19 protein-coding genes are annotated in these 25392 nt (G+C 50.3%); 4 read left to right on the forward strand and 15 right to left on the reverse strand.

Annotated elements, in window-relative coordinates; translation table 11 throughout:
- Positions 1-53 precede the first annotated feature (53 nt).
- The 3 genes from ACPV3A_RS02875 to ACPV3A_RS02885 all read right to left on the reverse strand — a co-directional run bounded on the left by ACPV3A_RS02875 (position 54) and on the right by ACPV3A_RS02885 (position 4153).
- Complete coding sequence (locus tag ACPV3A_RS02875) at positions 54-866, reverse strand: HAD-IIA family hydrolase (protein ID WP_216530233.1); 813 nt, start codon at positions 864-866, stop codon at positions 54-56.
- Positions 867-1203: 337 nt separating this feature from the next.
- Positions 1204-2967 (reverse strand): glycerol-3-phosphate dehydrogenase/oxidase, encoded by a 1764-nt coding sequence (locus tag ACPV3A_RS02880; protein WP_426198074.1) that lies wholly within the window; start codon positions 2965-2967, stop codon positions 1204-1206.
- A 328-nt stretch (positions 2968-3295) separates the two neighbouring features.
- Positions 3296-4153, reverse strand: a complete 858-nt coding sequence (locus ACPV3A_RS02885) for a helix-turn-helix domain-containing protein (RefSeq protein ID WP_426198075.1) — start codon at positions 4151-4153, stop codon at positions 3296-3298.
- A gap of 126 nt (positions 4154-4279) precedes the next feature.
- Between ACPV3A_RS02885 and ACPV3A_RS02890 the strand changes: the two genes are divergently transcribed.
- The 3 genes from ACPV3A_RS02890 to ACPV3A_RS02900 are packed head-to-tail and all read left to right on the forward strand — an operon-like array spanning position 4280 to position 7138.
- A complete protein-coding gene (locus tag ACPV3A_RS02890; RefSeq protein ID WP_426198076.1) occupies positions 4280-5338 on the forward strand; it encodes a Gfo/Idh/MocA family protein in 1059 nt (352 codons plus the stop codon).
- A complete protein-coding gene (locus tag ACPV3A_RS02895; protein ID WP_426198077.1) occupies positions 5335-6192 on the forward strand; it encodes a sugar phosphate isomerase/epimerase family protein in 858 nt (285 codons plus the stop codon). The genes ACPV3A_RS02890 and ACPV3A_RS02895 overlap by 4 nt, the downstream gene beginning before the upstream one ends.
- 49 nt (positions 6193-6241) lie before the next feature.
- Positions 6242-7138: a sugar phosphate isomerase/epimerase family protein gene (locus ACPV3A_RS02900; protein WP_426198078.1), complete on the forward strand. Its 897-nt coding sequence runs from the start codon at positions 6242-6244 to the stop codon at positions 7136-7138.
- Between the two features lie 146 nt (positions 7139-7284).
- On the opposite strand, the gene ACPV3A_RS02905 is transcribed toward ACPV3A_RS02900, so the two are convergent.
- Positions 7285-8316, reverse strand: a complete 1032-nt coding sequence (locus tag ACPV3A_RS02905) for a Gfo/Idh/MocA family oxidoreductase (protein WP_326119150.1) — start codon at positions 8314-8316, stop codon at positions 7285-7287.
- Between the two features lie 24 nt (positions 8317-8340).
- Positions 8341-9228 (reverse strand): sugar phosphate isomerase/epimerase family protein, encoded by an 888-nt coding sequence (locus ACPV3A_RS02910; protein ID WP_194543929.1) that lies wholly within the window; start codon positions 9226-9228, stop codon positions 8341-8343.
- A 219-nt stretch (positions 9229-9447) separates the two neighbouring features.
- On the opposite strand from ACPV3A_RS02910, the gene ACPV3A_RS02915 reads away from it, so the two are divergent.
- The gene (locus ACPV3A_RS02915) at positions 9448-10353 is read left to right on the forward strand and encodes a helix-turn-helix transcriptional regulator (protein ID WP_220684317.1); all 906 of its coding nucleotides are present in this window, start codon (positions 9448-9450) and stop codon (positions 10351-10353) included.
- On the opposite strand, the gene ACPV3A_RS02920 is transcribed toward ACPV3A_RS02915, so the two are convergent.
- The 10 genes from ACPV3A_RS02920 to ACPV3A_RS02965 all read right to left on the reverse strand — a co-directional run bounded on the left by ACPV3A_RS02920 (position 10339) and on the right by ACPV3A_RS02965 (position 25228).
- The gene (locus ACPV3A_RS02920; protein WP_220684316.1) at positions 10339-11544 is read right to left on the reverse strand and encodes an aminotransferase class I/II-fold pyridoxal phosphate-dependent enzyme; all 1206 of its coding nucleotides are present in this window, start codon (positions 11542-11544) and stop codon (positions 10339-10341) included. The genes ACPV3A_RS02915 and ACPV3A_RS02920 overlap by 15 nt on opposite strands.
- A gap of 6 nt (positions 11545-11550) precedes the next feature.
- Positions 11551-12468 (reverse strand): D-alanine--D-alanine ligase, encoded by a 918-nt coding sequence (locus ACPV3A_RS02925; RefSeq protein ID WP_194543932.1) that lies wholly within the window; start codon positions 12466-12468, stop codon positions 11551-11553.
- 476 nt (positions 12469-12944) lie between these two features.
- Complete coding sequence (locus tag ACPV3A_RS02930) at positions 12945-14399, reverse strand: PLP-dependent aminotransferase family protein (RefSeq protein WP_426198079.1); 1455 nt, start codon at positions 14397-14399, stop codon at positions 12945-12947.
- Positions 14400-14771: 372 nt separating this feature from the next.
- Entirely contained in the window at positions 14772-16436 is a 1665-nt protein-coding gene (locus tag ACPV3A_RS02935) for a DUF4091 domain-containing protein (RefSeq protein WP_426198080.1), read from the reverse strand.
- A gap of 171 nt (positions 16437-16607) precedes the next feature.
- Positions 16608-18035, reverse strand: coding sequence for an alpha-L-fucosidase (locus ACPV3A_RS02940; protein WP_426198081.1), 1428 nt, complete (start codon positions 18033-18035; stop codon positions 16608-16610).
- Between the two features lie 20 nt (positions 18036-18055).
- On the reverse strand, positions 18056-19684 hold the full coding sequence (locus ACPV3A_RS02945; protein ID WP_426198082.1) for an ABC transporter substrate-binding protein: 1629 nt from the start codon (positions 19682-19684) through the stop codon (positions 18056-18058).
- 135 nt (positions 19685-19819) lie between these two features.
- Entirely contained in the window at positions 19820-20716 is an 897-nt protein-coding gene (locus ACPV3A_RS02950) for a carbohydrate ABC transporter permease (RefSeq protein WP_071223167.1), read from the reverse strand.
- 10 nt (positions 20717-20726) lie between these two features.
- Positions 20727-21698, reverse strand: a complete 972-nt coding sequence (locus ACPV3A_RS02955) for an ABC transporter permease (RefSeq protein WP_253300292.1) — start codon at positions 21696-21698, stop codon at positions 20727-20729.
- Between the two features lie 302 nt (positions 21699-22000).
- On the reverse strand, positions 22001-24247 hold the full coding sequence (locus ACPV3A_RS02960) for a helix-turn-helix domain-containing protein (protein WP_426198083.1): 2247 nt from the start codon (positions 24245-24247) through the stop codon (positions 22001-22003).
- A gap of 282 nt (positions 24248-24529) precedes the next feature.
- Entirely contained in the window at positions 24530-25228 is a 699-nt protein-coding gene (locus tag ACPV3A_RS02965; RefSeq protein ID WP_426198084.1) for a hypothetical protein, read from the reverse strand.
- Between the last annotated feature and the right edge of the window lie 164 nt (positions 25229-25392).

The raw sequence follows: 25392 nt of genomic DNA on the forward strand, positions 1-25392 counted from the left end.
GCCGCCGCAACATCTCCAATTCTCCCGTTGCCCCGGCATATTTTTGTTCATGCTCATGACTTTGCTTCATCTGCCTGCTTCACGGCAGTACCGCTGAGATAAATATCGTAGACCGAATTCAATACATAGGTGGGCTTCACGCTGCTGTCCATCAGATCGTCCCTGCTCGATACGCCGGTCAGCACCATCGCCGTACTCATCCCTGCCTGATTTCCCATCTTGATATCCGTCTCCAGCCGATCCCCTGACATCAGACAATCTTCGGCCTTCACTCCCAAAATATCAAGAGCGGTCAATGCCGTCAAGACGGAGGGCTTGCCCATGACGGTCGTGATTGTAATGCCGGCGGTGCCTTCGATGGCACCGATCATGCCGCCGCAATCCGGGACATCGCCGCCAGGCATCGGACATGTTCGATCCGGGTGGGTGGCAATCACATCAGCGCCCCGTTTAATCGCCTGATATGCAAAATCCAGATGGCGGTAGTGAAAATCCCGGTCCCACGATACAACCACAACGTCGGTTTCCTCCGGCGATGAGGCGAATCGTATTCCATTGTCCAGCAGCTCATTCTTCAATATATCCTCGCCAATGACATACACGTTTGCGCCCGGATGATGCTTCTGAAGATAATGAATCGTAACGAGCGCAGGGTTCAATATGTTGTTCAGCTCAACTTGAATGCCAAGCTTCCTTAATTTCTTCAAATAATTTTCCCTGGAATCTATCGTTTTGTTGGTCAAAAACAATAGTTTCTTACCCAGTCCCTGCAAATAATGAATGGTCTCCACCGCACCATCAATGGCCTCAGCCCCAAGATAAATCGTACCGTCCAAATCAAAAATATACCCTGAATAATGATCCATGTTTCGTTCTCCTCTGCATGTTCAATCTGTAATTTCGCCCGATTGTAAACATAAATTGGACATGTTCTGGCCAGATCAGTTCTGTTATGGACCCACAGTCCCCATCCGTAAAGTATACATATGACGGTGTCATGCCCTTTAGTCCTTGGACAAGCGGTTCCATGCGGTTACAAAAAAATGAGAAGCACTTTGCATTGAAAAAGCCTTCATTCATCACAAATGAAAGTTCTCGTTATGCAAAGGGCTTCTCATCATCTCTGCCCAGCTCTATAACTTTATATGGTTATACTACATCCACATTTTACATTTGACAAGATGATCCTGATAAATAAGATCCCTATCGATTCATCGCCGACACGGCGGAAGAATGCTCGGCTTCCTGGTCGGAACGCGATCCGGTGACGTCTACCCGATCCGGCGGATCCGTAAACCGTTCCATCCTGCTGCCTTCCGCCACTCCCCATGCCAATTGCAATTGATCCTGCAGCAGCTCCCATTGCCTGTCGGCTTCCTCTTGATTCCACTCTAAATATTCACGCATCAGCCTCATGACGGGAGCAATGGTTCGCTCGGTTTTTTGCCGGTCGAATAATAACCAGCCCGTTCTTCTTAACAGAAAATCGACTGCGGTCATCGTCATCTCATATTCGATGGAATACTCGATTTCCGCACGTAACAATCGAAGCTCGGTCGTTTCGGCTTCCTGCGAAGAAGCAGCGACCCGGTTCATCAGCTCCATCGTATTGGAGCCGTACCTGTTCATGAGGCTCAGAATGTCTTCGGGCCTGATACCAAGGGATTCACCCTGCTTGATCAACTTCTTCTGAAGCTCCTTATAGGTAAGGCCGTTCAGGTCGCCCCCGCTGATGGGAACCCGATCCGTCGTACAAGGAGGATAGATGGTGCCATCGGCGTCTTGAAGCTGCCTGGCTGCAAGGTTCACTACCTTTTCGGCCATTTTCCGAAAACCGGTCAGCTTTCCGCCTGCAATGGTGATCAACCCGGAATCGGATATAAACATCTCATCTTTTCTCGATATTTCCGAAGGACCCTTTCCTTCCTCACGGACGAGCGGCCGTAAGCCCGACCATCCGGATTCGATATCGTCCGGCCCCAGCCTTGACTCCGGGAAAGCATGATTCACCGCATCGATCAGATATCGCCGATCCTCCTCGGTAATACCAGGCGTCTCAATCGCCCCCTCGTAAACGGTATCAGTCGTTCCGATGTAGGTCTTGCCCTCTCTTGGAATGACAAAAATCATGCGGCCACCCGGCACATCGAAATAAGCTGCTTGCCGAATGGGAAGCTTGGCATGATCCACCACCAGGTGAACGCCTTTTGTTAAAAGCAGGCGCTTTCCCTTGAGCGAATTATCCTTGAGCCTGACCTGATCCACCCATGGCCCGGCGGCATTGATGATCTTTTTGGCGTTTATCGTATAGGTCTTGCCACTCACTTGGTCTTCGACATGAGCTCCTACTACTTTTCCTCCTCGATACATGAATTCCTGGACTTTGGCATAATTCGCGATGAGCGCTCCCTTGGCCCTTGCAGACTTCATCACTTCCACCGTTAATCGAGCATCGTCGGTTCGGTATTCATAATAATAACCGGAACCTTTCAATCCCTCCTTTCGAAAGAGCGGTTCAAGGGTCAGGGTACTCTCGCGCCGGAACATCTTGCGCCGTTCGCTGCGTTTGACCCCTGCCAGCCAGTCGTACAGATACAATCCGATCGCGCTGGCAAGATAACCATAAGTGCCTTTTTTATAAATTGGGAGCAGCATCGGAATCGGCTCCACCAGATGCGGAGCGCTCCGGTGAAGCAGTGCCCGTTCAGAACCCACCTCACGTACCAAGCCGATCTCTCCTTGCTTCAGATACCGAAGACCGCCATGAATCAGCTTCGTTGATCTACTGCTCGTTCCCGAAGCAAAATCATTCATTTCCACCAAGCCGACGCTCATCCCTCTGCAGCTGGCGTCCCAAGCAATTCCCGCACCCGTGATACCGCCGCCAATCACCAGCACATCCAGCTTTTTTGCTGACATGTCCTGCAAATATTGGGTCCGCATCTTGGCGGATAAGCTTGTGTCCACCTGACATTCTCCTCTCTGAATTTAAAATAAAGAACCTGTTCCATCATAAGAAAAACGTCTATCGACGTACTTTATCTGAAGACAGACCGCATTTAGCGCAAGTTTTTCTTGCGAGATAAGGATGCTAAGCCTCGCATGTCTATACTTTCTTATCTCTTCAAAAAAAGAACCGCTTCTGCTAAAAATGCATACCAAATACAGTACGCATTTAAGCAAAAGGGTTCTCCGTTATCTCCGCCACTTTATGCAATAAATATGATTATTCATTATAGGTTGCTTTTATACTTATGTCTACATGGAGCCTATTCAGAACCGTTAAAGCCGATTCTCACTTTTTCCGTAAAGCCGATGGAGCCATGCTTTTATATTTCTTGAAGGTTCGACTGAAATAATAAATATCATTAAACCCGGTCGCAGCCGCGATTTCGGATACGGTAAGCGGACTCTCGCGAAGGAGATAATCCGCCCGGTTGAGCCTCGTCTCATTCACATACTCCGTCACGGTCCGGCCGCTGATTTCCTTGAACAGCCGGCTGAAATGAAAGCGGCTGAGACCCGCCATGCCGGATAGGAGCTCCACTGACAAATCCTCCCGGTAATGCTCTTCGATATACTTGAATATCGGGGCAAACCGCTCCACATTCTTCATCCGCTCGATGTACTCATCCAGGGTAAGAACCGTCGCTACATAACCTCGAACAAGCAGCGTAAGCAGCCGATACAGCTCTGATTTGACGGCCAGCTCATAACCGAATTCCTGCTGTTCCAGCTCATGAATGATAGACAGCATGGAGGCTAGCGCATCATCCCCGCTAATTCGGTTCTCGAAGATCAGCCGATTCTGGGTGATCGGCGTGATGAATTTCATCTCGGTTGCATCCAGCGAATGGCTCTGAAGCAGCGAGAAGTCCGCGATTAACGCATAATAAAACAAATGATCCGACAGGCTGAGGCCGTAATGCAGCTCATTCCGGTTAATGACGATCATATCGCCTTCCTTGACCGTGAAGGTGGACGAGCCGCACTCCAAACTCGCTTCTCCTGATACAATGTATAGAATTTCAAGATGTTCATGCCAATGGTGGTTAAACAAAACCTGTCCCCGTCCATCAAACTCGCAACGATGAACCTTAATTGGAAACTGAGGATCCGGCATCGTCATCGGTTCTCGCAGTGTTTTGTCCAATGTTCTGATCTCCTTCCAGTAAGACAGCACAATTGTACAAACAAACAGCACGGTTTATCATGGTGTCTTCCTCTAAAAGCATTATAATACGAAAGTGTAATGCAGTAAATTCAGAGGAGTGAACTCATGAAATCTATTAATGTTGGCGTCATTGGCACGGGATCGATCTCTGCTATGCATTTGCAATCCTATGAGAAACATGCGAACGCGAATTTGCTCGCCGTGTGCGATTTAAATGAAGAAAGAGCACAGCGTGCAGCTGAAAAATACGGTGCTACCAAAGTCTACACCGATTATAACGAACTTCTGGCTGATCCGGAAATCGATGCAGTAAGCATCTGTACCTGGAACAATACGCATGCCGAAATCAGCATTGCGGCACTGAATGCAGGCAAACACGTCCTGGTTGAGAAACCTCTCTGCCGTACCGTTGAGGAAGCGCTTCAAGTACAGGAAGCCGTTAAATCCTCCGGCAAACTGCTTCAGGTCGGCTTCGTAAGACGTTACGACCCTAACGCTCAGATGCTCCGCGAGTTTGCAGACAAGGGTGAATTTGGGGAGATCTACTTCGCGAAGGCTTCCTCCGTTCGTCGTCTCGGCAATCCAGGCGGCTGGTTCTCTGACATCGAACGTTCCGGCGGCGGACCTCTCATCGATATCGGGGTGCATGTCATTGATCTGTGTTGGTACATGATGGGTCGGCCAAAACCGGTTTCCGTCAGCGCCAATACATATCGAAAGCTGGGCAATCGCTCTAATGTTCGCAACCTCTCCTTCTACAAAGCGGCTGACTATGACGCGGAGAAGAACACGGTTGAGGATATGGCGAATGCGATGATCCGTTTTGAAAACGGCGCCTCTTTGCTGGTGGACGTCAGCTTCACGCTGCACTCGAAGGAGAATCTGCAATCCGTTAAATTGTATGGAGACAAGGGCGGATTCGAGATTGATCCAGAAGTGGTCATCGTAACGGAAAAGCACGATACCATCATCAACATCCAGCCTCAAACGGACAACAAAGGATTCGATTTCAACGCGGCTTTCCAAAGCGAAGTCGATCATTTCATTTCCAGCATCGAGAACGGCACGTCACCTCTCAGCCCGGTGGAAGACGGCGTTGAGATCATGAAGATTCTGTGCGGGATCTATGAATCCGCCGAAAAAGGGGTTGAGGTTCTCTTATGAAACTTGGAATAAGCTCATACAGCCTGTACCAGGCCATGAATAAAGGCGAAATGAACATTACTGATGTCATCGACTACGTTGCAGAAATCGGCGGAGAGCATATCGAAATCGTTCCACTCGGCTTTAACCTGAAGGAAACGCCGGAGTTGATCGATACAATTAAATCCCATGCCGCTTCCAAAGGGCTTGAGATCTCCAACTATGCCATCGGCGCCAATTTTGCGGAATTGGATGATGCTGCATATGAAGCGGAGATTGAAAGAGTTAAAGGCGAAGTGGACATTGCGGCCGCGCTTGGCGTTAAGCTGATGCGCCATGACGTAGGCTCTTCCAAGGACTTGTCCATCACGCATTTCCTGGAGGAACTTCCCCGCCTGGCCAATGCATGCCGAATCATAGCCGATTACGCGGCAGAACGCGGCATTACAACAAGCGTGGAGAACCACGGCTATTTCATTCAACATAGCGACCGTGTAAAAGCGCTGGTTCAAACCGTGAATCACCCTAACTTCAAAACAACTCTAGACATTGGAAACTTCCTCTGTGCAGATGAGGTGTCAACTGTGGCAGTCAAGAACAACATCGGCTTGGCTTCGATGGTTCACTTCAAGGACTTCTATTATCGCCCGGCTCACCGCGCACCTGGATCCGGTTGGTTTAACACCTCCAGCGGCAACTGGCTGCGTGGCGCGATTGTCGGCCAAGGCGATATCGATATGCCGGAAGTCGTTCGCATCGTGAAGGAATCCGGTTATGACGGCTACATCTCAATTGAATTCGAAGGGCTGGAAGATTGCCGTACGGGAGCTAAGTTTGGATTGGAATATCTCCGTAAAACCTGGAATGAGGTTTAAGTTATACGGACGATGGATGACACAAGGATGATATAAGGGGGATATTAGAATGTCGAAGCCTATCATGCCTAACAAAATTGGCGTTATCGTTGACAGCTTTCGGGTTGACGTAAGAGAAGGTCTTGTCAAAGCAAGGGAGGTCGGTGCGGACGGCGTTCAGATCTATGCTGTTCACGGCGAAATGGATCCGGCCAATCTCTCCGCTTCCGCGCGAAAAGAATTGAAGGATTATATCGATTCCTTGGGGCTTGAAATTTTCGCCCTTGTCGGTGACCTTGGCGGACACGGCTTCCAGGACCCTGCCGAGAATGCGGCTAAAATCGAGAAATCCAAACGAATCATGGAGCTCGGCTTGGAGCTGGGAACCAATATCATCACCACGCATATCGGTATCGTGCCGCAAGATCATAACAGCCGCGTATATGAAACGATGCACAAAGCTTGCCTGGAGCTTAGCACATTCGCGAAGTCCATGGACGCATTCTTTGCCATCGAGACAGGTCCGGAGCCTTCGGCTCATTTGAAATCATTCCTGGACGGCCTAGGTTCCAACGGTGTATCCGTAAACTTTGACCCGGCCAATATGGTCATGGTTACCGGTGATGATCCTGTACAGGGCGTGTACAACCTGAAGGATTATATCGTTCATACACACGCGAAGGACGGAATCAAGCTGGCTGACTATATCGACCCTCGTGATGTATACGGCGATTTCGGATACGAGGCACCTGCCCTTGACCATGACAAAATTGCCGATATGGCGGAATCGGGTGAGAAGTTCCGTGAAGTGCCGCTTGGCGAAGGCGGCGTGAACTGGAATGCTTACCTGCATGCTCTCAAGGATATTGGCTATACAGGGTATCTGACCATCGAACGTGAAGTGAAAGCCAATCCGGAAGCGGATATCAAGCTTGCCGTGGACTTCTTGAAGACGTTCAGAGCTTAACATGTACACTATTCATTCAGAGTTCTTGCTGCAGGATGTCAATGCTATTGCTTGAATAGGAAGCAGTGAACTCATTAACTAAACAAGGCCAATCAGGGAATAACCTGATTGGCCTTGTTTTATATTGTCCTACTTAGTAAATAAATTTAAGATACCACTTGTTTTCCTGATACCGTCTCCAAGGCGCCGTTCGCTCTTGCGGAACGAATCTCGGCTTCAATAATTTCCAGCGACCCGGCAGCGCTCTCAGGCGTACATACCGTTACCGGCTCTCCTTGCGCAACATGCTCAATGAAATACCGGAGCTCACGATAATAACCGGAATCATCGGACAGCTCAGCCGTAAAGCCTGGGGCGTCTTCAGGGTACACCTTCAGTTCATTATTCTCGAACACCAGCGTTGCCTCTTCCAAATTCACACGGTAACCCATATAAAAACCGTGTTCGCCGTGCAGCGTCCAATCCGCATGCGCGTTAATCACTTTGCCATCCGGGAAACTGTAGTGGGTGGATACGATATCGTACGAGCTTCCTTTAATAATCGTTTTGGCGAATGTCGATACGCGCTCCGGTTTGCCCATAAGCCAATGAATCATATCCACGTCATGCACATGCATGTCCGTGATACAGCCACCGCTCTTGTCTCCTTCCAGGAACCAGCCTTGAGGCGGCTCCGATCCCCGGAAGAATTCGCCTGCAACGATGCTTCCATAACGGCCGTCCTCTACGCATTCTTTTAAATATTCATAAGCTGGCCAGAAACGGAGGCATTGTCCGATCATGAGCGTTTTTCCTGTGCGCTCCGCTGTTTTCACCATGCGCCAGGCTTCCTCGGAGCTGCCTGCGACAGGTTTCTCACACATGACGTGAATACCCCGCTCCAACAGCATGCAGGACATGTCCGCATGCAAATAAGTCGGCAGGCATACATCCACAATATCCAGCTCTTCATGCTCCAGCATTTTGTCCACATGGTCATACAGATGATAAGGCTCCAGGTCGTATACATCACGCTCGGTCGCCATATTGCCGTTGGCTTTGCTGTCCTTAAGCTCATCGATGCGCAAATCGCAAATCGCCACCAGCTGGATATCCGCGCCCTCTTCGGCTAGTCGAACATAATTGTCGAAATGCATGCGCCCCATAAAACCAAATCCCAATATTCCGATTTTCAGCATCCTTATTCCCTCCGTTATCCCTTGTTATGATTGGCCTTGATGCTGGCGGGCATCCGGTTTGCGCAAAGTTGGCGTGCGTCCAAGAATCGCATCCATTGCATTGGATGTATTAAATATGATCTGCTCCGAGTAGTGGGTATACGCCGGGATCATCTCTGCCGTAACATAGTTGTCATAGCCGATCAAGCGCAGTGCTTCAACAACGGCCGGATAATTAACGTCCCCTGCCAACAGGTCGACAAATCCGTGCAATCCGCCTGCCTGTCTGCGGTAATCTTTAAAATGGACTTTTTTGATCCGCTCACCCAAAATCCGAATCCAGTGCTCCGGATAACCGTTATGCACAACATTGCCTACGTCGAAATAGGAGCCGACATATTCGGAACCGATCTCGTCGATGAAGGTCCGCAATTCCAGCGGCGACAGCAGGAATTTATTCCATACATTCTCGATCGCGATGGCAACGCCGGCACTTTCCGCGTAAGGAACCAGCTTACGAATGGATTCTTGAGCCCGCTCGTAGGCATATTCATAATCGATGACTGCAGAACCAGGAACAAAATCGACACCGACCGCCCCCGGGATCACAAGGATGGCATCCACTCCGAAAGCGGACGCGAGCTCCAACTGCTTCTTGCAAATATCCATGGCCTTCTCACGGACAGCCGGGTCATCACTGGTCATCGGATATTCCCAATACAAACCTGTCGCCAAACCCGCGATATCCAGGTCGGCTTCTTTCAGCTGTTCCGTTATGGCCTGTACCTCTTTATCGCCAGCCTGAAGGCCGAGCTCTCCTGTTTGGTTTAATGACAATTCGATTCCTTCAAACCCAGCTTCCTTTGCCAATCGGATGCAGTCGGAGATGGAAGCATCTCCCGAGAACGACCAGATATTAATCCCTTTCTTCATCGTGAATCCCTCCTTGAATCAATAGGTTGATGTTGTAACACTCGTTTTCTGAAACACATCATTTGACTTTTTCCGTCAAGTTGTAAATAAACCATTTGGATGTAATAATACTTATATAATAAATAAATATTCCGCCAAATGATTTAGATAGAAAAGTGATTATTTGGACTATTCCGTTCTATTTATCATCTCTTAATAACATTTTGGAGTGAGTTTACGATGAGCGAGATGGACCTCAATTTTCCGATAAAACGCGAAGCGCCTTTTCGCGAATGGTCACCCTGCATTCACTATGCGCAGTTTCAACGCATGGCGTCGGGATCACTCCCGCAGCGCAGGTTATACGATTTTGAACTGCTCTATGTATACCAAGGGGAAGCCGCTACAACGATGTACGGGAACCGCTATCGCATCGAAGCCGGTCAACTGATCTTCCTGCCGTCCGGTGTTTACCACCAGAATGAGGTGGTCTCCCATCCTGACGCGCGATTTTTGGGGATTCATTTTGATTTCTTTGATGAGCTGGACATACAGACCGAAGCGGATATGATCGTGAATGAAGCCGTGCTGGATCCGAATAAATTCGCGCATGAAGCGGTGTCCTCCGCTTTTCCCCCGCTCTCTTCCCGTGTCATCTACACGCCCCCGCTGCCTTGCGTTCAGATGATGGAACGAATCGTGGAGGAGTTCACCCTCCGTCCCGGCGGCTATGAGCTTGCCTGCAAAGGGCTGATGCTGGATGTGCTGGTTCAACTGCTTCGGACGCATCCTTCCCAGGCCTTGACGGAGACGTCACCGCACGATGCCAAACTGATTGAACTGATGTCTCGAATCGAAAAAACTCCAGCCAAAGACTGGAGCAACAAAGTGATTGCGGAGCATTTAATGTTAAGCCCGGATCATACCGCCAAATTGTTTAAACGCTTTGCGGGGATGCCGCCAAGTGAATTCGTGCAATCCGTTCGCCACCGCGAAGCGCGCAGGCTACTCCGGGAATCCGATATCTCGATCGAGGCGGTTGGCGAAGGGGTCGGATACCCGGATATTCATTATTTTAGCCGAATCTTCCGCAGACTGGAGGGGATTACCGCTACCGATTACCGCAAACTCTCAAGAATTCTGTAAGGTGTGCAGGCCATGGTCAGCACCTGCATGCGTCCTAAGCCAGCGATCCATTCGATCGAGCGCTTCGCTCAATCGATCGGGCGAAGCGGCATACGAGCAGCGAATGAAACCTTCGCCCCCGGCGCCAAACACATGACCGGGTACAACGGCCACCTTTGCCTCTCGAAGCAATCGCTCCGCAAACTGCTGGGAGCCCAGACCCGTTCCGGTTATGCTGGGGAATGCGTAGAAAGCACCCTGAGGATCGCGGCAGCTTAGGCCGATATCGTTCAGACCCTGCACAAACATTCTTCTGCGTTCATCATAAGCCTGCTTCATTACGTCCCGATCCCCGAGTCCATTTCTTAAACATTCGAGAGCCGCAATCTGCCCCATGATGGGCGCGCAGAGCGCCGTATACTGATGAATCTTGACCATGGCGCTCACCAGGCGGGAATCGCCGCAGAGGTAACCGACCCGCCAGCCCGTCATGGCAAAGGCTTTGGAGAAGCCGCCGATGACGATGGTGCGCTCCCGCATCCGAGGCAGCGAAGCAATGCTGGTATGCGTGCGGCCGTAGGTAAGCTCGGCATACATCTCGTCTGAAATCACCACCAAATTGTGCGTAACCGCAAGGCGCGCAATCGGCAGCCAATCCTCGTAGGTCATCACGGCGCCTGTCGGATTGCTTGGAAAGTTAACAACGATCGCTTTCGTCCGGGGGGTAATCAACTTCTGCAGTGCAGCCGCAGTCAATTTGAACTTATGCTCTGCGGAAAGCTCCAGCTCAACGACAGTTCCCCCGTTCAATTGCACAAGAGGAGCATAAGCGACATATCCCGGCACGGGAATAATAATTTCATCCCCCGGCGAAATGAGCGCCCGCAGCGTAAGATCAATCGCTTCGCTGCCGCCAACCGTGACCAGTATCTCCCTCGACGGTTCATATTGCAGCTGGAATCCGGTATCCAGATATTTCGCAATCTCTTCCCTTAGCTCCATCAGCCCTTCATTCGGCGTGTACATCGTGCGGCCATGGTCCAGAGCTCGTTTACAGGCCTCAATCGCACATGCAGGCGTCACAAAATCCGGTTCCCCTACACCGAGAGAAATGACGTCATCGTCCGCTTCGGCCGCATTAAAAAATTGCCGGATGCCGGAAGGCGGCAAAACTTGCACCGTTGATGTTAGAAAGCTGCTCGTTGGATTCATATGCTTCTACTCCTTGCCTTCGCTTTTTCGTTCCGATAATGAAGTTTCAATGATGGCATCCAAAAGTCCGCTGAACGAATAGCCCGCCGCTTCCGCGCTTCTTGGAAGTAAACTGTTCTTCGTTAAACCCGGGAGCGTGTTGACCTCCAAAATATACGGAATCTCTTCCTTCAGGATGATATCGATCCGGGCATACACACTGCACTTCAGCGCCTTATAGCATTGAAGCGCAGCCGTACGCACCCGCTCCTGAAGTTTGGCGGGAAGCTCAATCACTTGCTCATCCGCTTCGCCTTCTTCGTATTTGGATGTATAATCGAAAAATTCGGAGTTCGGCTTGATGGACACAATCGGGAGCATCTCACCGTTCAAAACCGGGCAAGTGATCTCTTCACCCTCGATCATTTGCTCGATCATCACGGAGCGGTCCCATCGCAATGCCTCTTCTACGGCGGAGGCAAGGGCAGCCGCATCACGCACGATCCGAGTACCAACACTGGACCCGCCTGCGTTCGGCTTCACTACGACAGGATAACCGAGTACCTTCACGTCAGCGGCGGCCAACTCCTCCATACTGCTGACCATGATCCAATCGGCTGTAGTCAATCCCTCGTACCGCAGCAGCTTCTTGCTCAAATCTTTATCCATGCAGACGCTGCTGGAAAGAACGCCGCTGCCAGTATACGGAATGCCCAGGGAGTCGAGTGTGCCTTGCACCGTCCCGTCTTCCCCGTATTGCCCGTGCAGGGCAAGTAAAGCCATATCGATGCCTTCGGTTTTGCTGATCAGCTCGCGTTTATCGTGAATCTCGATCGGATAAACCTCGTAGCGGTTTTTATCCAGATGCGCGATCATCTCTTTGCCGGTCATGAGCGAAACTTCCCGCTCGGATGATACGCCTCCCATGATGACGCCAACTTTCATGATGTAGACCTCCTAAATAATTTCTTCAAGCTGATTGCCTATGCACACTCCGCATGCGGATGATTCTTCCGACTTCTCCGTTGCAGCCCACGATTTCTCGGAGAAGCATTCTTTGTATGCTGATCATCACTCCGCATGCGGATTATTCTTCCGATCTCTGTTGCCCTCAGATTTCCACTGATTTGAATATTCATTGTTGAAATCCGACGGCAAAGGAGAACGCTTCGCTTCTCCAGAATAATTCCGCCTTCTCCGTTGAAGCCCACGATTTCTCGGAGAAGTATTCTTTGTATGTTGATCATCACTCCGCATGCGGATGATTCTTCGATCTCTGTTGCCCTCAGATTTCCACTGATTTGAATATTCATTGTTGAAATCCGACGGGTTAATGCTTTCGATGCGAGCTTTCCTTTGGAAAGCTTTCAGGAGAACGCTTGCTTCTCCAGAATCATTCCGACTTCTCCGCTGCAGCCCGTTTACATCAGCTTCCTCGCAGCCTCGCCGATGATGCGGATCCCCTTCTCGATGTTCTCGTCGGAGACGCGGGAGAATCCGAGACGCATGGTGTGATGGCCGCCGCCATCGGTAAAGAAAATGTCGCCCGGCGTGAATACCACGCCCTGGGCTGAGCAGGCTTCCAGCAGCTCCCGGGTCCGAAAGTCGGGACCGAATTCAACGAACAGGTGAAGCCCGCCGTCACCGGACAACCGCTCCATCGGGAGCCATTCCTCGCAGCATCGGATCGCAAGCTCATATTTTCGCTTGTACTCGGCCTTCGCTCTCTTTAAATATTTCTCGAAGTTGCCGTTGTACAAATATTGAAAGAGCAGGGACTGATCCAGGGTCGACGTATGAATGCTGCGGGCGCGCTTTACGCTCTCCAGATAATGAATCAAGGTCTTGTCGGCCAGCACCCATCCGACTCGCAGGCCGGGAAACAGAATCTTGGAGAAACTGCCTAAATAGATCACGCTGTTGTTCTCGCCGCCTGCACATGCAACGAGAGGCGCGATGTGTGAGCCCGAATAGCGCAGCTCTTCATTGAAACCATCTTCAATAACGGGAATTTCGTACTCATTCAGCAGTCGGAGCGCTTCCAGCCTCTTCTGGTGAGACATAACGATTCCTGTAGGATTATGATAGGAAGGCACAAGGTAGGCCATGTCGTACGTCCGCTCCGACAGCTCGCGTGCGAGGCCTGTCAGGCTGATGCCGTCTGGCTCCATCTCGACGCCGGTAATGGCAAACCCGTGCATTTTAAAATTTTTAATAGCTGTATGATGGGTTGGATTCTCGCACAGAATGCGGCCATGCCCTTTGTTCAGGGCGGATAGCACCAGACTTAAGCCTTCCGTAAAACCACTGGTGATCAGCATATCCTTACCTTGAATATTCACGCCCTTGTTCTCCATATAACGGAGGAGGTAATCGATAAGGGGTTTATAACCCTTGGCGTAACCGTAGTTAAGAAGTACATCACCTTCAAGCGACATTCGGTCCAGAAATGCGCGCTTGACATTTTGCAGATCGAACAGCTTCTCATCGGGGGCGATGCTGGTAAAAGATATAGAGCCCTTCTCAGCGCGGATGCCGTGTTTCATCAGATCATTGGCTTCCGCAAGCCTGGCGTATTCGTTCAGGCGAGGCCCCCAATCCAGCCGTTTGCCGTCGGGCTGCATGGGTGCTCCGCTGATCGAAGGGACAACAAAGTGCCCTTGCCCTTTAACCGCATAGATATAGCCTTCGTCCTCCAAATCCGAGTATGCGCTCAGCACCGTATTACGGCCCACTCGAAACAGCGCGCTTAGCTCACGCGTGGAGGGGAGCTTCTGATCGGCTTGCAGCGCCCCGGTTGTCATCAAGCGCTTCATGTAATCCTTGACTTGAATATACGCCGGGCGGTCATTCGCCAACTTGAAATCCAAATACATCGTTCATTTCCCCCTTGCTCTAATGATGGCATAATTTCGGCGGCACCACTAGAACCACAGCAGGCCTCTTTCGCCTCGGGCGTGGTTTGCCGATAATCTTGGCAGAACCCAGGCTATGTCATCTCTAGGATCGGACTGCCCTTTGCGCCGGTATACCTGAATACATGCACTTTCTCTTTATCATGGAACCATACGAGATCATGCACAAGCAAGAAAGAACATTCTTGGTATTCATCTGGCGAGAAAAACAAATCGTGATGCAAATCAAAACAGCCCCATCTTCTCAAAGGAAGATGGGGCCGTTTTTGCAGAATTTATGCGGTCTGATTGACCATGATGAATAGGCTTTATATGTCGTAAGCACCGGTGCGGTTACTTCACAACCAAACTTTCCTTGATCTTATCGTTGATCCACTGCCGCTTCGACAGCAGCCACTCCTGCTCCCTCGGATACGTCTTAAAGGTGATCGGCTCGTCAAGCCCTTCCTCCAGCGCCTGGAGCACAGCCTCCCTGCCGATCTGCGTCTCCAGCAGCTGAAGCGCTCTCAAATCCTGAAGCGCTTCCTGAAATACCTTCAGCCGAATGGATTCGATCGGTCCTTCCTCGCCTGGGTATACCACGAAAGCATCCCCGGAAGGAAAACCGCAATCCGCATCCGTCACCTTGAACGGGTCAATGGCGCGCTTCGAGTATTGCGAATTCCAAAAGTTATATCCCCAGTGGAGAAATCCCTCGATGTTAAACTTATACAGCTGAATCCCGATGATCCGGTTTCTTGCCGAGGGCAGATTGAAGAATCGGTTGGACACATCCTTGTACTGGGAACAGCAATAATAGGTCCACAGCGGCGTTACCTCCTGATCCAGGAAAGGCTCGATGTGGTTGCTTGCAGGAATCGGGCGCTTCACAAGGCCTTCCTCATAAAACGAAATATCGGAGAGCGCGTCAATGATCGGGTAATCCGGCAGCAGCTCGTTCATCAGCCGGCTTGCATGACCGTAAGCCTCCAGATGGGACACGGACGGCTCATCGGAAACATGGAAATAGCAGCGCTGCTTAAGTCCCCGGCCTTCAATCCAGCCGGTCAGGGCCGGTATGAATTGTCTGATGAAGGCATGATACTGTTCTCCTGTCGCATCCGTCTCCCATCCGAACAGCTTCTCGGGCTTTCCGTTCACATTAGCGATAATCTTCGGCGCATGCCCGGCTCCCCACTGGGTGAAAAGATGCGAGAATTCCAGGTACTGAATCCCATTAGAATCACACAGGTCTGCCCACCGGTCCAGCTTATCAAACCCAAATGTATACGCTCCATCCGGTGTTACGGCGACATCAACCAGCTGCACCGTTGGCCGTTCTCCCCCCACTTCCGTATCCAGCGGAGGCGTAAACAATGGGGTCAGGATCATATTGATGCCATTCTGAGCGGCGGTCTGCATAAACTGACCGATCAACGCCCAGTGCCGTTCACTAAATATGTCCACCTCGTAGTAGTTCGACAAACAATCGGCATGGAACCATTCCGTATGAATCAGCGACTGGTCCGGCAAGGTTGCCGGTATCACTTCGAGCGTGAACACCTCTTCTCCTAGCGACTCCCCTGACTCCGCTTCAAAACGGATCCGGATTTCATATGTACCGCCCTTGATCTCACCCTCAGGCTGTACCGTAAACCACAGACTTCTCCACTGGTTCGGGCATCCGGTTACAACAGGCTCTGATGCCAGAGGCAGCAACGGGTCCGGATACAGCCCGGGGGCAGCTCTTAAGATAAACTCGTCATGATCATGATACGTAGGCAGCTCCGATGGAACCAAGCCTACAGAACGGATGGTAATCCGTTCACTCAATGATGATTGCAGATGAACCCGGATGTTTTTTAACAAACGATTGGAACGGTATGCAACTTGAAACGAGTACGTCTCATTGCCAAACGAAGACCCTCTGTCATACGAGGTTTGGGACAGTTCTTCATCGGCAAATACTTTGGACAACGAGCTTAACAGCCGGGTCTCAAATGATACGGAATGGCTCATGCAGGTTACATCCTCTCTACAATGAAATGGGATACTTTCACGTACATCTTACACTAATCTGGATGGAACGGAAGGTAAATTTTGCGTTTTCAAAAAAGGAGCCACCGCCTTTTTGCGATGGCCGCCTTATTATGGCACCATACCGAAATTCTGCCGAATGTTAGAATTCTTTCACCAATCCGTCGAACTCCGATATACTTCAAAGCCGGACAGACGCGGACACCATCTCGATTCCAAAATCGTAAGCCGGATATATTGAGCCCGTACAGCGGGAAAGCGGCAGATGCGTTTGCGCCCGATTACCGTCCCGGATTGAATCGTGTGCCAGTTCCCGTTTTCCATATATTCAAGCTCGAAGCGCTCGATCCGCTGCCCATACCGGTATTCAGCCAATACGATATGATCAAAATCGATCGCCCGCCCGAGGTTCAGCTCAATCACGGCGTATTCCGTGCCCTCCTCAGGGCTCCAATACGTATCCTTGCTGCCATCGACAACAAATCGAGCCTCCAGCCCCGCCTTCGTCTCGGATGCCGTAACATCCGCATCAGCAGCCAGATTGGTTTCAAATGTATTTCGAATGGCGTCACCCAGTTCCTGCAGACGCTGCAGATCGTTCTCATGAACAAGTCCGCGGGTATCGGGCGGAATATTGAGCAGAAAGGTGGCATTGCCGCCAACCGAGCCGTAATAGATATGCAGCAATTCTTCCAGCGATCGGACTTTATCGTCTTCGGACGCATGGTAGAACCAGCCGGGACGGATCGAGGTATTGACTTCGGCCGGATACCATACCAGCTCCTTCTCGCCCTGAATGACGCTCCGGCTGCCGAGATCCTCTTCGCTCGATTCATAGCGGCGCGCAAACTCCCGGTCATCGGTTTGCTGCGACTTTTCCTGGATCGCTTCATTCTGACGCAGCGACGCCGGAACGACGCTCCACTCCGACTCCCTGCAATGCCCCGCTTCATTCCCGCACCAGCGAATGTCCGGTCCGCATACCGAGATGGCGGCATTTGGCTGCAGTTCCCGAATCAGGGCGTAATACGACTCCCAATCGTATTCCTGACGCTTGCCATTCGGACCTTCGCCGCAGGCGCCGTCAAACCAGACGCTGAATATCTCCCCGTAGCCGGTCAGGAGCTCTCTTAGCTGATTCAGAAAAAATTGATTGTACCGCGGCGAATCCCCATATGACGGTTCATGCCGGTCCCAGGGGGACAAGTAGATGCCGAACTTGATTCCGCCTCTCCTGCAGGCATCGGCAACCTCCTTCACCACATCCCCGCGTCCGTTTCGCCACGGGCTGCTCTTCACGGAATGCTCCGTATACTGACTCGGCCATAAACAGAAGCCGTCGTGATGCTTGCAAGTCAGGATCAAGCCGCGCATGCCGGCACTGACACAAGCGCTTACCCACTGATCCGCATCCAGCTGCTCCGGATTGAACAGGGCAGGATCTTCTTTTCCCGAGCCCCATTCCATATCCGTGAACGTATTGATGGTAAAATGAAAGAAGGCATAGAACTCCATCTCCTGGACGGCTAATTGACGTTCCGAGGGCATAATATTGGCCGCGTATTCAATAAAATTGTGCAAGCGATAAACCTCCTATACCTCTATCCTTGGTTGTCTAATGCTTTCTGATGGATCTCCAGATACTTATCCAGCTGCAATCCTTTAAATCCGCTGACATAGGCATCCCAGTCCTTCTCGATGTCCTTGCTGCCGGTTACGAATTGGGCCAGATTCGATTTCACGTAATCCTGAATCGTCTTCTGAATCTGCGCGATGAAGGTTGCGTCTTTCGGATCGATGAACACGTCCGTCGGGTACACAAGCTCCGGTTTGGCAAAAGGCTCGTATTTCTTCGCAGCCAGCCACAAGCGATATTCGTAGGCTCCGTTGCCGAGCGGATCTTCCGGAGCGACAAAGGATTCACGGAGGGAATTCACCATCAGCATCGTACCGAGCTGCCACCAGGTTACGTCAAGCGATCCCTCTGGCACATCCCGCTTCAGCGCTTCATATGCAGCCGGCTCGCCGTTGTAATCAAGCGCGCCGGACTCCGCCTTCCTCCATCCTTCTCCTTCAAAGCCCCAGGAGGTCATCACGGTGCCTTCTTCGGAGAACAGGTAATCCGCCAGCTTAATGGCCGCGATCCGCTGCTCCTCCGTCGCTTTGTTCGTGATGACAAACGATCCGTCCCCTGCTCCGACGCTATAACCTGCAAGCTGCACGCCGTTCGGTCCTTTCAGCGGCGGAACAACATCGTATTCCTTATGACGGGGCTTCGCGTCGGTCGGCTCCAGCACGCTGCTGATCAGCGCATAACCAACGGCGCCGACCACATTGTCCGCTTTGTTCCCGAGCTGCTTGACGGCATCGCCGTTTTGCGTAAACGCTCCTTTGTCAATCAGTCCTTCACTGTACAGCTTGCTGAGATATTTCAAGCCTTCCTTCCATTCGGACTCAGCCGCGGACAGAATCACCTTGCCATCCTTCACGCTTAGATAGGTCGTGCCATTGTTATATATAAAAGCATTCATCAAAAAGGCATCAACTCCTCCTCCCCACACATCAAGAGAAGTGGTCATCGGAATTTCGTCGGCCTTGCCGTTCCCGTTCGGGTCCTGCTCTTTAAAGGCTTTCAGCACTTGATAGAATTCATCGGTCGTGGTTGGCATCTCTAGACCTAACTTCTCAAGCCAGGTCGTATTGATCCACATCCGCTGGCCATACGTGCAGTGCAGGCACTCGTTCACCTTCGGAAGCGCGTATATATTGCCGTCCGGCGCGGTCATCGCCGATTTTAAATAGGAGACTTCCTCCAGCGCTTTTTTAATGTTAGGTGCATGCTGGTCGATTAAATCATTCAAGGGAATAAAGGCCCCCTGCATACCGTACTTGATCTGATCGGCCTTGGATATGCCGGCATTCATAATGAGCGCCGGATAGTCACCGCTTGCCAGCATCAGCAGTTTCTTATCGTTAAATACCGCGTCAGGTGTCGTATTCCACTTAAATGTAAGCCCCAGCTTCTCTTCGATATGCTTGGAGAATGGATTGACATCAAGACTCTCGATACCGGCGGACTGAGGAGCAAATACCGTCAGTTCAACGGGTCCCCCTGACCCCGGAGGGCTTGCCGGTCCTTCAGTTCCTGTTTCACTCGTCTTGCCGCAAGCGGATAGAGCCAGCACTGCCACGAGAACCAGACTTAAACCTAATCCAGTGAACCTTTTCAAATGAATTCCTCCCTAGTATGAAATACCTGCCCTTACTTCGTAAGTGAAACCGTGTTTGCATTTACCCCCTATATGTCCGAACATCGGAATTACCTATTCTATAGTGCCGGCATCACCTCCTTCACGGAATAGGAATCACCCTTTTAAGGATCCGATCATTACGCCTTTGACAAAATACTTCTGCACAAACGGGTAAATGATCAATACCGGGGCGCTTGCCACCACGATCAGCGAATACTTCAGCAAATCCTTCAGCCCTTCACGGACCAGCAGTTCGTTGACGTTTGTCACCATCTCGGCGCTGACGGAATTCAGGATCAGAATATCCCTCAGGAAGATCTGAAGCGGAAACAGGCTGCTGTCCTTCAAATAAATCAAGGCATTAAAATAGGAATTCCAATGGCCAACGGCATACATGAGCGCGAGCACAGCCAGAATCGGCTTGGATAGCGGAAGAACGATTTTCAGGAAAAAGGTAATGTCGCTGCTCCCGTCCATCTCGGCCGCTTCGGCCAATTCATCCGGAATCGTCGTCTGAAAAAAGGTTCTGGCGATGATGACCTGAAACACGGCTAGCGCCCCCGGTATAATCATGGCCCAGCGTGTATCGAGCATGCCGAGCGACTTCACGAGAAGATAGTTCGGAATGAGCCCGCCGTCAAAAAACATCGTAAACACCAGCAGCATCATGATGATGTTGCGAACGTAAAACGTTTTGCGGGCGAGCGGATAGGCAAGCATCACGGTGAATGCGACATTTACGATCGTGCCGACAACGGCATAGAACAGCGAATTGCCAAACCCGATCAGAATGTTGGAATTTTGGAATACCGCTTTGTAGCCGATCAGGGTCACATCCACCGGCCACAGCCACACTTTGCCGGAGGACACTGCGCCCGGAGAGCTAAAGGATGCGCTTACAATATGCAGCAGCGGAAACAGGATGACGATCAGTACGACAGACAGAAACAAATACACGATACCAAGGAAAATCCGGTCTGCAGCGGACTCCCGTACGGTTGACCTGCTCATGCGCTACCTCCTACCATAGACTTGTTGATGAAACTTTTCGGGATACGTAATTGACAATGACCAACAGAATGAAATTGATAATGGAGTTGAACAGGCCGATGGCGGCGGAGAAACTGAAGTTGGCTCCGAGCAGGCCGACCTTGTACACATAGGTAGAGATGACTTCGGACGTGTTCTGATTGAGCGGGTTTTGCATAAGATAAATTTTCTCAAAGCCTAGACTCATCAGATTGCCCAGGTTCAATATAAGCAAAATAACGATGACCGGAAACAAGCTGGGAATATCGATATTGATGATCTTTTGAAGCCGGGTTGCCCCGTCTACTCTTGCCGCCTCGTACAGATCCGGGTTGACTCCCGCCAAGGCCGCAATATAGATGATGGCACCGTAACCGGTGAACTGCCACACATCAGACCAGACATAGATTGACTTAAACAGTTCCGGCACGCCAAGGAAATCTACGGTCTCAAGCCCCAGTGCACGGAATAGATTGCTCATCAGCCCCGTGTTGGGCGAGAGGTTCACGATGAGAATCGAGACGATGACCACCGTTGATATGAAGTACGGTGCGTATGTCACCATCTGGACGGTTTTCTTGAAGCGGCCGTTCCGGATTTCATTCAGTGCCAGCGCTAACAGAATGGGGGCCGGGAATCCGACCAGCAGGCCGTACAGGGAAATCTCGAGCGTGTTGCGGACATACTGCCAGAAGAACGGAGCGTCGAACAATTGCTTGAAATAATCGAACCCTACCCAGGGACTGCCGAATATCCCCTGTACGACGTTGTATTCCTTGAATGCAATCAAGACGCCGAACATCGGAACGTATTTGAAGAGGATGATGTAGACTAACGGGAAGAACACGAGCAGATAGAATTGCCAATGCTTCATCAGCTTCTTCCTCGTTCGGTTCATGGGCTTGTTTGGTGGTAAATTCGTTGGCGCCTGTGCATCTGCAGGTACTGGGATTGCGCTGCTCATACGAGCCACTTGGGTCACCCTCCTTCGCTTTGTGTTGATCCCAAGTCTAGGGCCGACAACGCCATCCGATCAATAAACAAGATTCTCCGAATCAACGTATTTCCGCGAGCAGAGGGAACTTCAGGGCCGACAGGCCGTAAGGGCGAATAAACCTTTTTCCGTCGCTAAACCTATCTCCGTTTACAGCAAAAAGCCCGCGGGACGGTTCATCCGCAGGACTCTTTTGCTTGGTTATATATGCATGACCTAGTCAGAAGATTCTCTACTAGATTCAGTTATGCATGAAGCAGTCAGAAGGATCGTTAGTTCCCGTAATTCTGCTGCTTATAAGCAGCCTGCTCACGGTAATCCCCCGGTGACATCCCCATCAGCTTTTTAAACATCCGGCCAAACGAGATGGCATTGGAATACCCAACTTCGGTCGCGATATCTTGTACAGGCAGCAAGGTCTCCTCGAGCAGCTTCCGTGCATGGTTCATCCGCAGCTCAATTAAATAATCAACGAACTTCTGACCGGTCTCCTCCCGGAACAGCTTGCTCAGCGTCTTCCAGTTCATATTGAAGCGTTCGCTTAAATAATTGAGAGACAAATCCGGATTGCTCGAGTTCTGCTCCATAAACAAGCGCACCTTCTGAATCGTGTCCGCATGATTCCGGCCCTCCATGAGAGCGAGCATACTGTCGTACAGAGCGGATAAAGCCTCCCCGAACTCCTGTTCCAGTTGCTCCAGTGTATCGGATGATTGGAGCGCGTTCCGTAACGCAGGCTGCCCCTCTGTCAGCCACAAATCCTGAAATTCTTTTGCCATGCACGACATTTCACGTCCGAGCGAGTACACCATGTAATCCACCAGGTTCACCACGCCGTCCCGGTCCAGCATGTTTTGACCAATGTTATGGATGAGAGCATTGTATTTCTCCTGCCAATCCCTGTTGCCGAGCCGGAAGGATTGAGCCATCGAACGGATCAGGTTCAAGAAATCAAAGGCATGGCCCCGCTCCTCCCCGGATACTTGGGTGTAATGAATGATTCGGTTCTCGCCGAGGATCATTTTGTATTTCAATGCGGTGCGTGCCTGCTCATAGGAGTCCGGGATATCCGTATATCGCTCCGTTTTCTCCCCGATACCAACGGTTATGGTCAGCTTCAGATGCTGCTCCACCCACTGGCGGGTCTGCTCAAGCAGCGTGACCACATACTGTACTGCGTCCTGGTCGTCCGCCATCGCCATCACGCCCAGTTTCGAAGCGGATATCCATTCTGTCCAAACACTCGTTTCCTGCCCGGCTGCAATTTCTTGAACGACGCTTTTGAGGGCAAATTTGATCAAATACTGGTCCTGCTGCGGGTACTGCTCGCAGAACAATGGATATTTATCGATTTCGATGACATTGACGATCTGTGATTCGGACAAGTCCGGCAGTCCCATGACATCCCGCTGCTCGTTCCACTGCTCCATATGGGACGGGTACTGTCCCTCCATCAGCTGCTGGAACAGATACGCTCTGCGCAGCAGCAAATCCTCTCGATGCTGCTGTTGAAAACTGCTCGCCTGTTCCAGCATACTTTCGAGTGCCGATTCGATAAATGCGAACTCATCCTGTTTACTGTTATGGATCAGCGCGCTCGTTTTAGACTGCGAATAATTATGAATCCGGGACACGATGGCTTCAATCGGCTTATAGTTTCGGCGCGTAACCAATACGATCCAGACCACCCCGGCAAGGCACATGAGCAAGCCAACGATAAACCAGATATTGTACAGCTGGCTGACGATACCGACCACTCTGCCTTGAGTAAGACCTCCCTCATATACCCATCCGGTATAAGGCGAAATCGTCTTAGAGACAAGCTCACCACTCTCTGCCATGGAGGTACCGGAGAGCATGGACTGCCCCTGCGTATCCTTCATATGAATAAAACTAACATCGGGATTTACCATGCCCTGAATCATGTTATGTATGGCGTCCACCTTGATATTAACGGCAATAACGCCTTTCCCATGGGTAACGAAGGGTGCATCTCGAACCAGGGTTACCACATGCTGCATGCTGTTGAAGCTGAACTCCCGGAAATTCCGCATAGAACTCCACTCTGCTTCACTATTGACCTGGCCCAAATAAGGCTTGAGAAAGTCATAATCCGCATAATCCGGCAAGTTGAACGAGGACGAAGTACTCAACACGAACTCATCCTGGGTCCGCACGAGCACCATGGAATCCACAAGCGGATTGGACACCTTGAACTGCTTCATGGCCTTCACCGCCTGCATGTTCAAATAGACGTTGTCCTGATCCTCATGATTGAAAAATCCCGACATATCGGGGTTGAACAACAATTCCTGCACGAGCATCTGATCGATGGCCTTCAGCGAGTTGTCCACCGAACGCATCGCCTGATGAATCATCGTCTCATTGGCCTGAATCGCACCTTGCCGGGACTGTTCCCCGAGCATTTGGAAAAAGACAAAAAACACAAAGGAAATCACGATAAAGAAGACCGGCATATACGATAAAAGCTGACGGTAAAACCACGCTTTTCTTCCCATAGGCATCCCCCCGAGCGAATAATTCCTTATCACATCGTCGATTTGAAGTAATTTCATCATAGAAGAATGAGCGGAGTTTACCAACACTTTTTTAAAGCGCGGAACAAAAACAAGTCTAAAGCATCACGACTTCCATAGCATGGACGGGGTCATTAACCATATGTTATTTGGTTTTATGCATGTAGACAGAAATATTAACCAATCTGCTAAAAAACAAGATTATCTCCAAACAATTGTAGAAACTAATACAAAACCCTGGCATACATCGCCAAGGTTTTTTCCTTAGTCCTCTTGGAGAGAATTATGTCCTGTAAAATCATCCTGGATCTTTTTCATTCTTTTAAGGTGTGGTTTCAACTGCCGTAGTATCTCCGCTTTGTGTGACTCTATTTGATCTTGGAAAAACATGTGATGTGCGTCACCCTTAATCGACGTAATCGTTTCGTTTAACGCACGGAGCTCAGTCGCCAATGAGCGCAAGGTTTCTCTAGTCTTGGCGTCTATTGTTTTAGGATTAGACTTCCAATACAAATAGCTTATATGGTATAACGGTGGCCATGTCCTTGCCTGAGTTGCAAGATAAAACATATCCTGCTGCATATCCGTTGTCATTGCCGCATTATTAACTGAAAGCTGTGGAACAGCATTGTTTCTGAAGGTATCGCTAAATTCAATGATTGTTAACAGTAACTCATCGATTTCTTCCGCTTGGATCTTCGCCCTATCGATCAATTGCCGAATCTTAGCAGGATCTTCATTTTCCTTCGACTCACTGATCGCCATCAAAGTATCGGCAAACGGATTCGTTTCAGAAGCCTGCTTTACTGAATAGACAAATGCCGAGTCATTCTTCTGCTGATACAGTGAATAGAGGTCATTGTATTTTACAGATGATTGGTTTTCCAAATGTCTGTACATCGCAGCGTTTATTAATATGAAAATAATAAGCATTAGTGCGTAGATCTTCATGTGCTTGGGCAAAGGGGACTTCCTTTCTGAAACATTTAATTGTCCTGCTATCGTAAAACATTCAAAAAAAATAGTTTAGCATGGAATTCACCACCCATAAATGGATAATATATTCCACTAAACTGCCCGTTTGCTTTAATAGGCTGCCAAGATGGATTGACCTTAGGCAACCTTGT

Origin of the sequence: Paenibacillus sp. Dod16 (assembly GCF_049893405.1) — a bacterium.
GTDB lineage: Bacteria > Bacillota > Bacilli > Paenibacillales > Paenibacillaceae > Paenibacillus_AQ.

What these genes read in the sequence shown, in the direction of transcription:
- ACPV3A_RS02875 (WP_216530233.1), bottom strand. Translation starts at nt 866, where the DNA reads ATGGATCATTATTCAGGGTATATTTTTGATTTGGACGGTACGATTTAT.
- ACPV3A_RS02890 (WP_426198076.1), top strand. Translation starts at nt 4,280, where the DNA reads ATGAAATCTATTAATGTTGGCGTCATTGGCACGGGATCGATCTCTGCT.
- ACPV3A_RS02895 (WP_426198077.1), top strand. Translation starts at nt 5,335, where the DNA reads ATGAAACTTGGAATAAGCTCATACAGCCTGTACCAGGCCATGAATAAA.
- ACPV3A_RS02900 (WP_426198078.1), top strand. Translation starts at nt 6,242, where the DNA reads ATGTCGAAGCCTATCATGCCTAACAAAATTGGCGTTATCGTTGACAGC.
- ACPV3A_RS02905 (WP_326119150.1), bottom strand. Translation starts at nt 8,316, where the DNA reads ATGCTGAAAATCGGAATATTGGGATTTGGTTTTATGGGGCGCATGCAT.
- ACPV3A_RS02910 (WP_194543929.1), bottom strand. Translation starts at nt 9,228, where the DNA reads ATGAAGAAAGGGATTAATATCTGGTCGTTCTCGGGAGATGCTTCCATC.
- ACPV3A_RS02915 (WP_220684317.1), top strand. Translation starts at nt 9,448, where the DNA reads ATGAGCGAGATGGACCTCAATTTTCCGATAAAACGCGAAGCGCCTTTT.
- ACPV3A_RS02920 (WP_220684316.1), bottom strand. Translation starts at nt 11,544, where the DNA reads ATGAATCCAACGAGCAGCTTTCTAACATCAACGGTGCAAGTTTTGCCG.
- ACPV3A_RS02925 (WP_194543932.1), bottom strand. Translation starts at nt 12,468, where the DNA reads ATGAAAGTTGGCGTCATCATGGGAGGCGTATCATCCGAGCGGGAAGTT.
- ACPV3A_RS02930 (WP_426198079.1), bottom strand. Translation starts at nt 14,399, where the DNA reads ATGTATTTGGATTTCAAGTTGGCGAATGACCGCCCGGCGTATATTCAA.
- ACPV3A_RS02935 (WP_426198080.1), bottom strand. Translation starts at nt 16,436, where the DNA reads ATGAGCCATTCCGTATCATTTGAGACCCGGCTGTTAAGCTCGTTGTCC.
- ACPV3A_RS02950 (WP_071223167.1), bottom strand. Translation starts at nt 20,716, where the DNA reads ATGAGCAGGTCAACCGTACGGGAGTCCGCTGCAGACCGGATTTTCCTT.
- ACPV3A_RS02955 (WP_253300292.1), bottom strand. Translation starts at nt 21,698, where the DNA reads ATGAGCAGCGCAATCCCAGTACCTGCAGATGCACAGGCGCCAACGAAT.
- ACPV3A_RS02960 (WP_426198083.1), bottom strand. Translation starts at nt 24,247, where the DNA reads ATGGGAAGAAAAGCGTGGTTTTACCGTCAGCTTTTATCGTATATGCCG.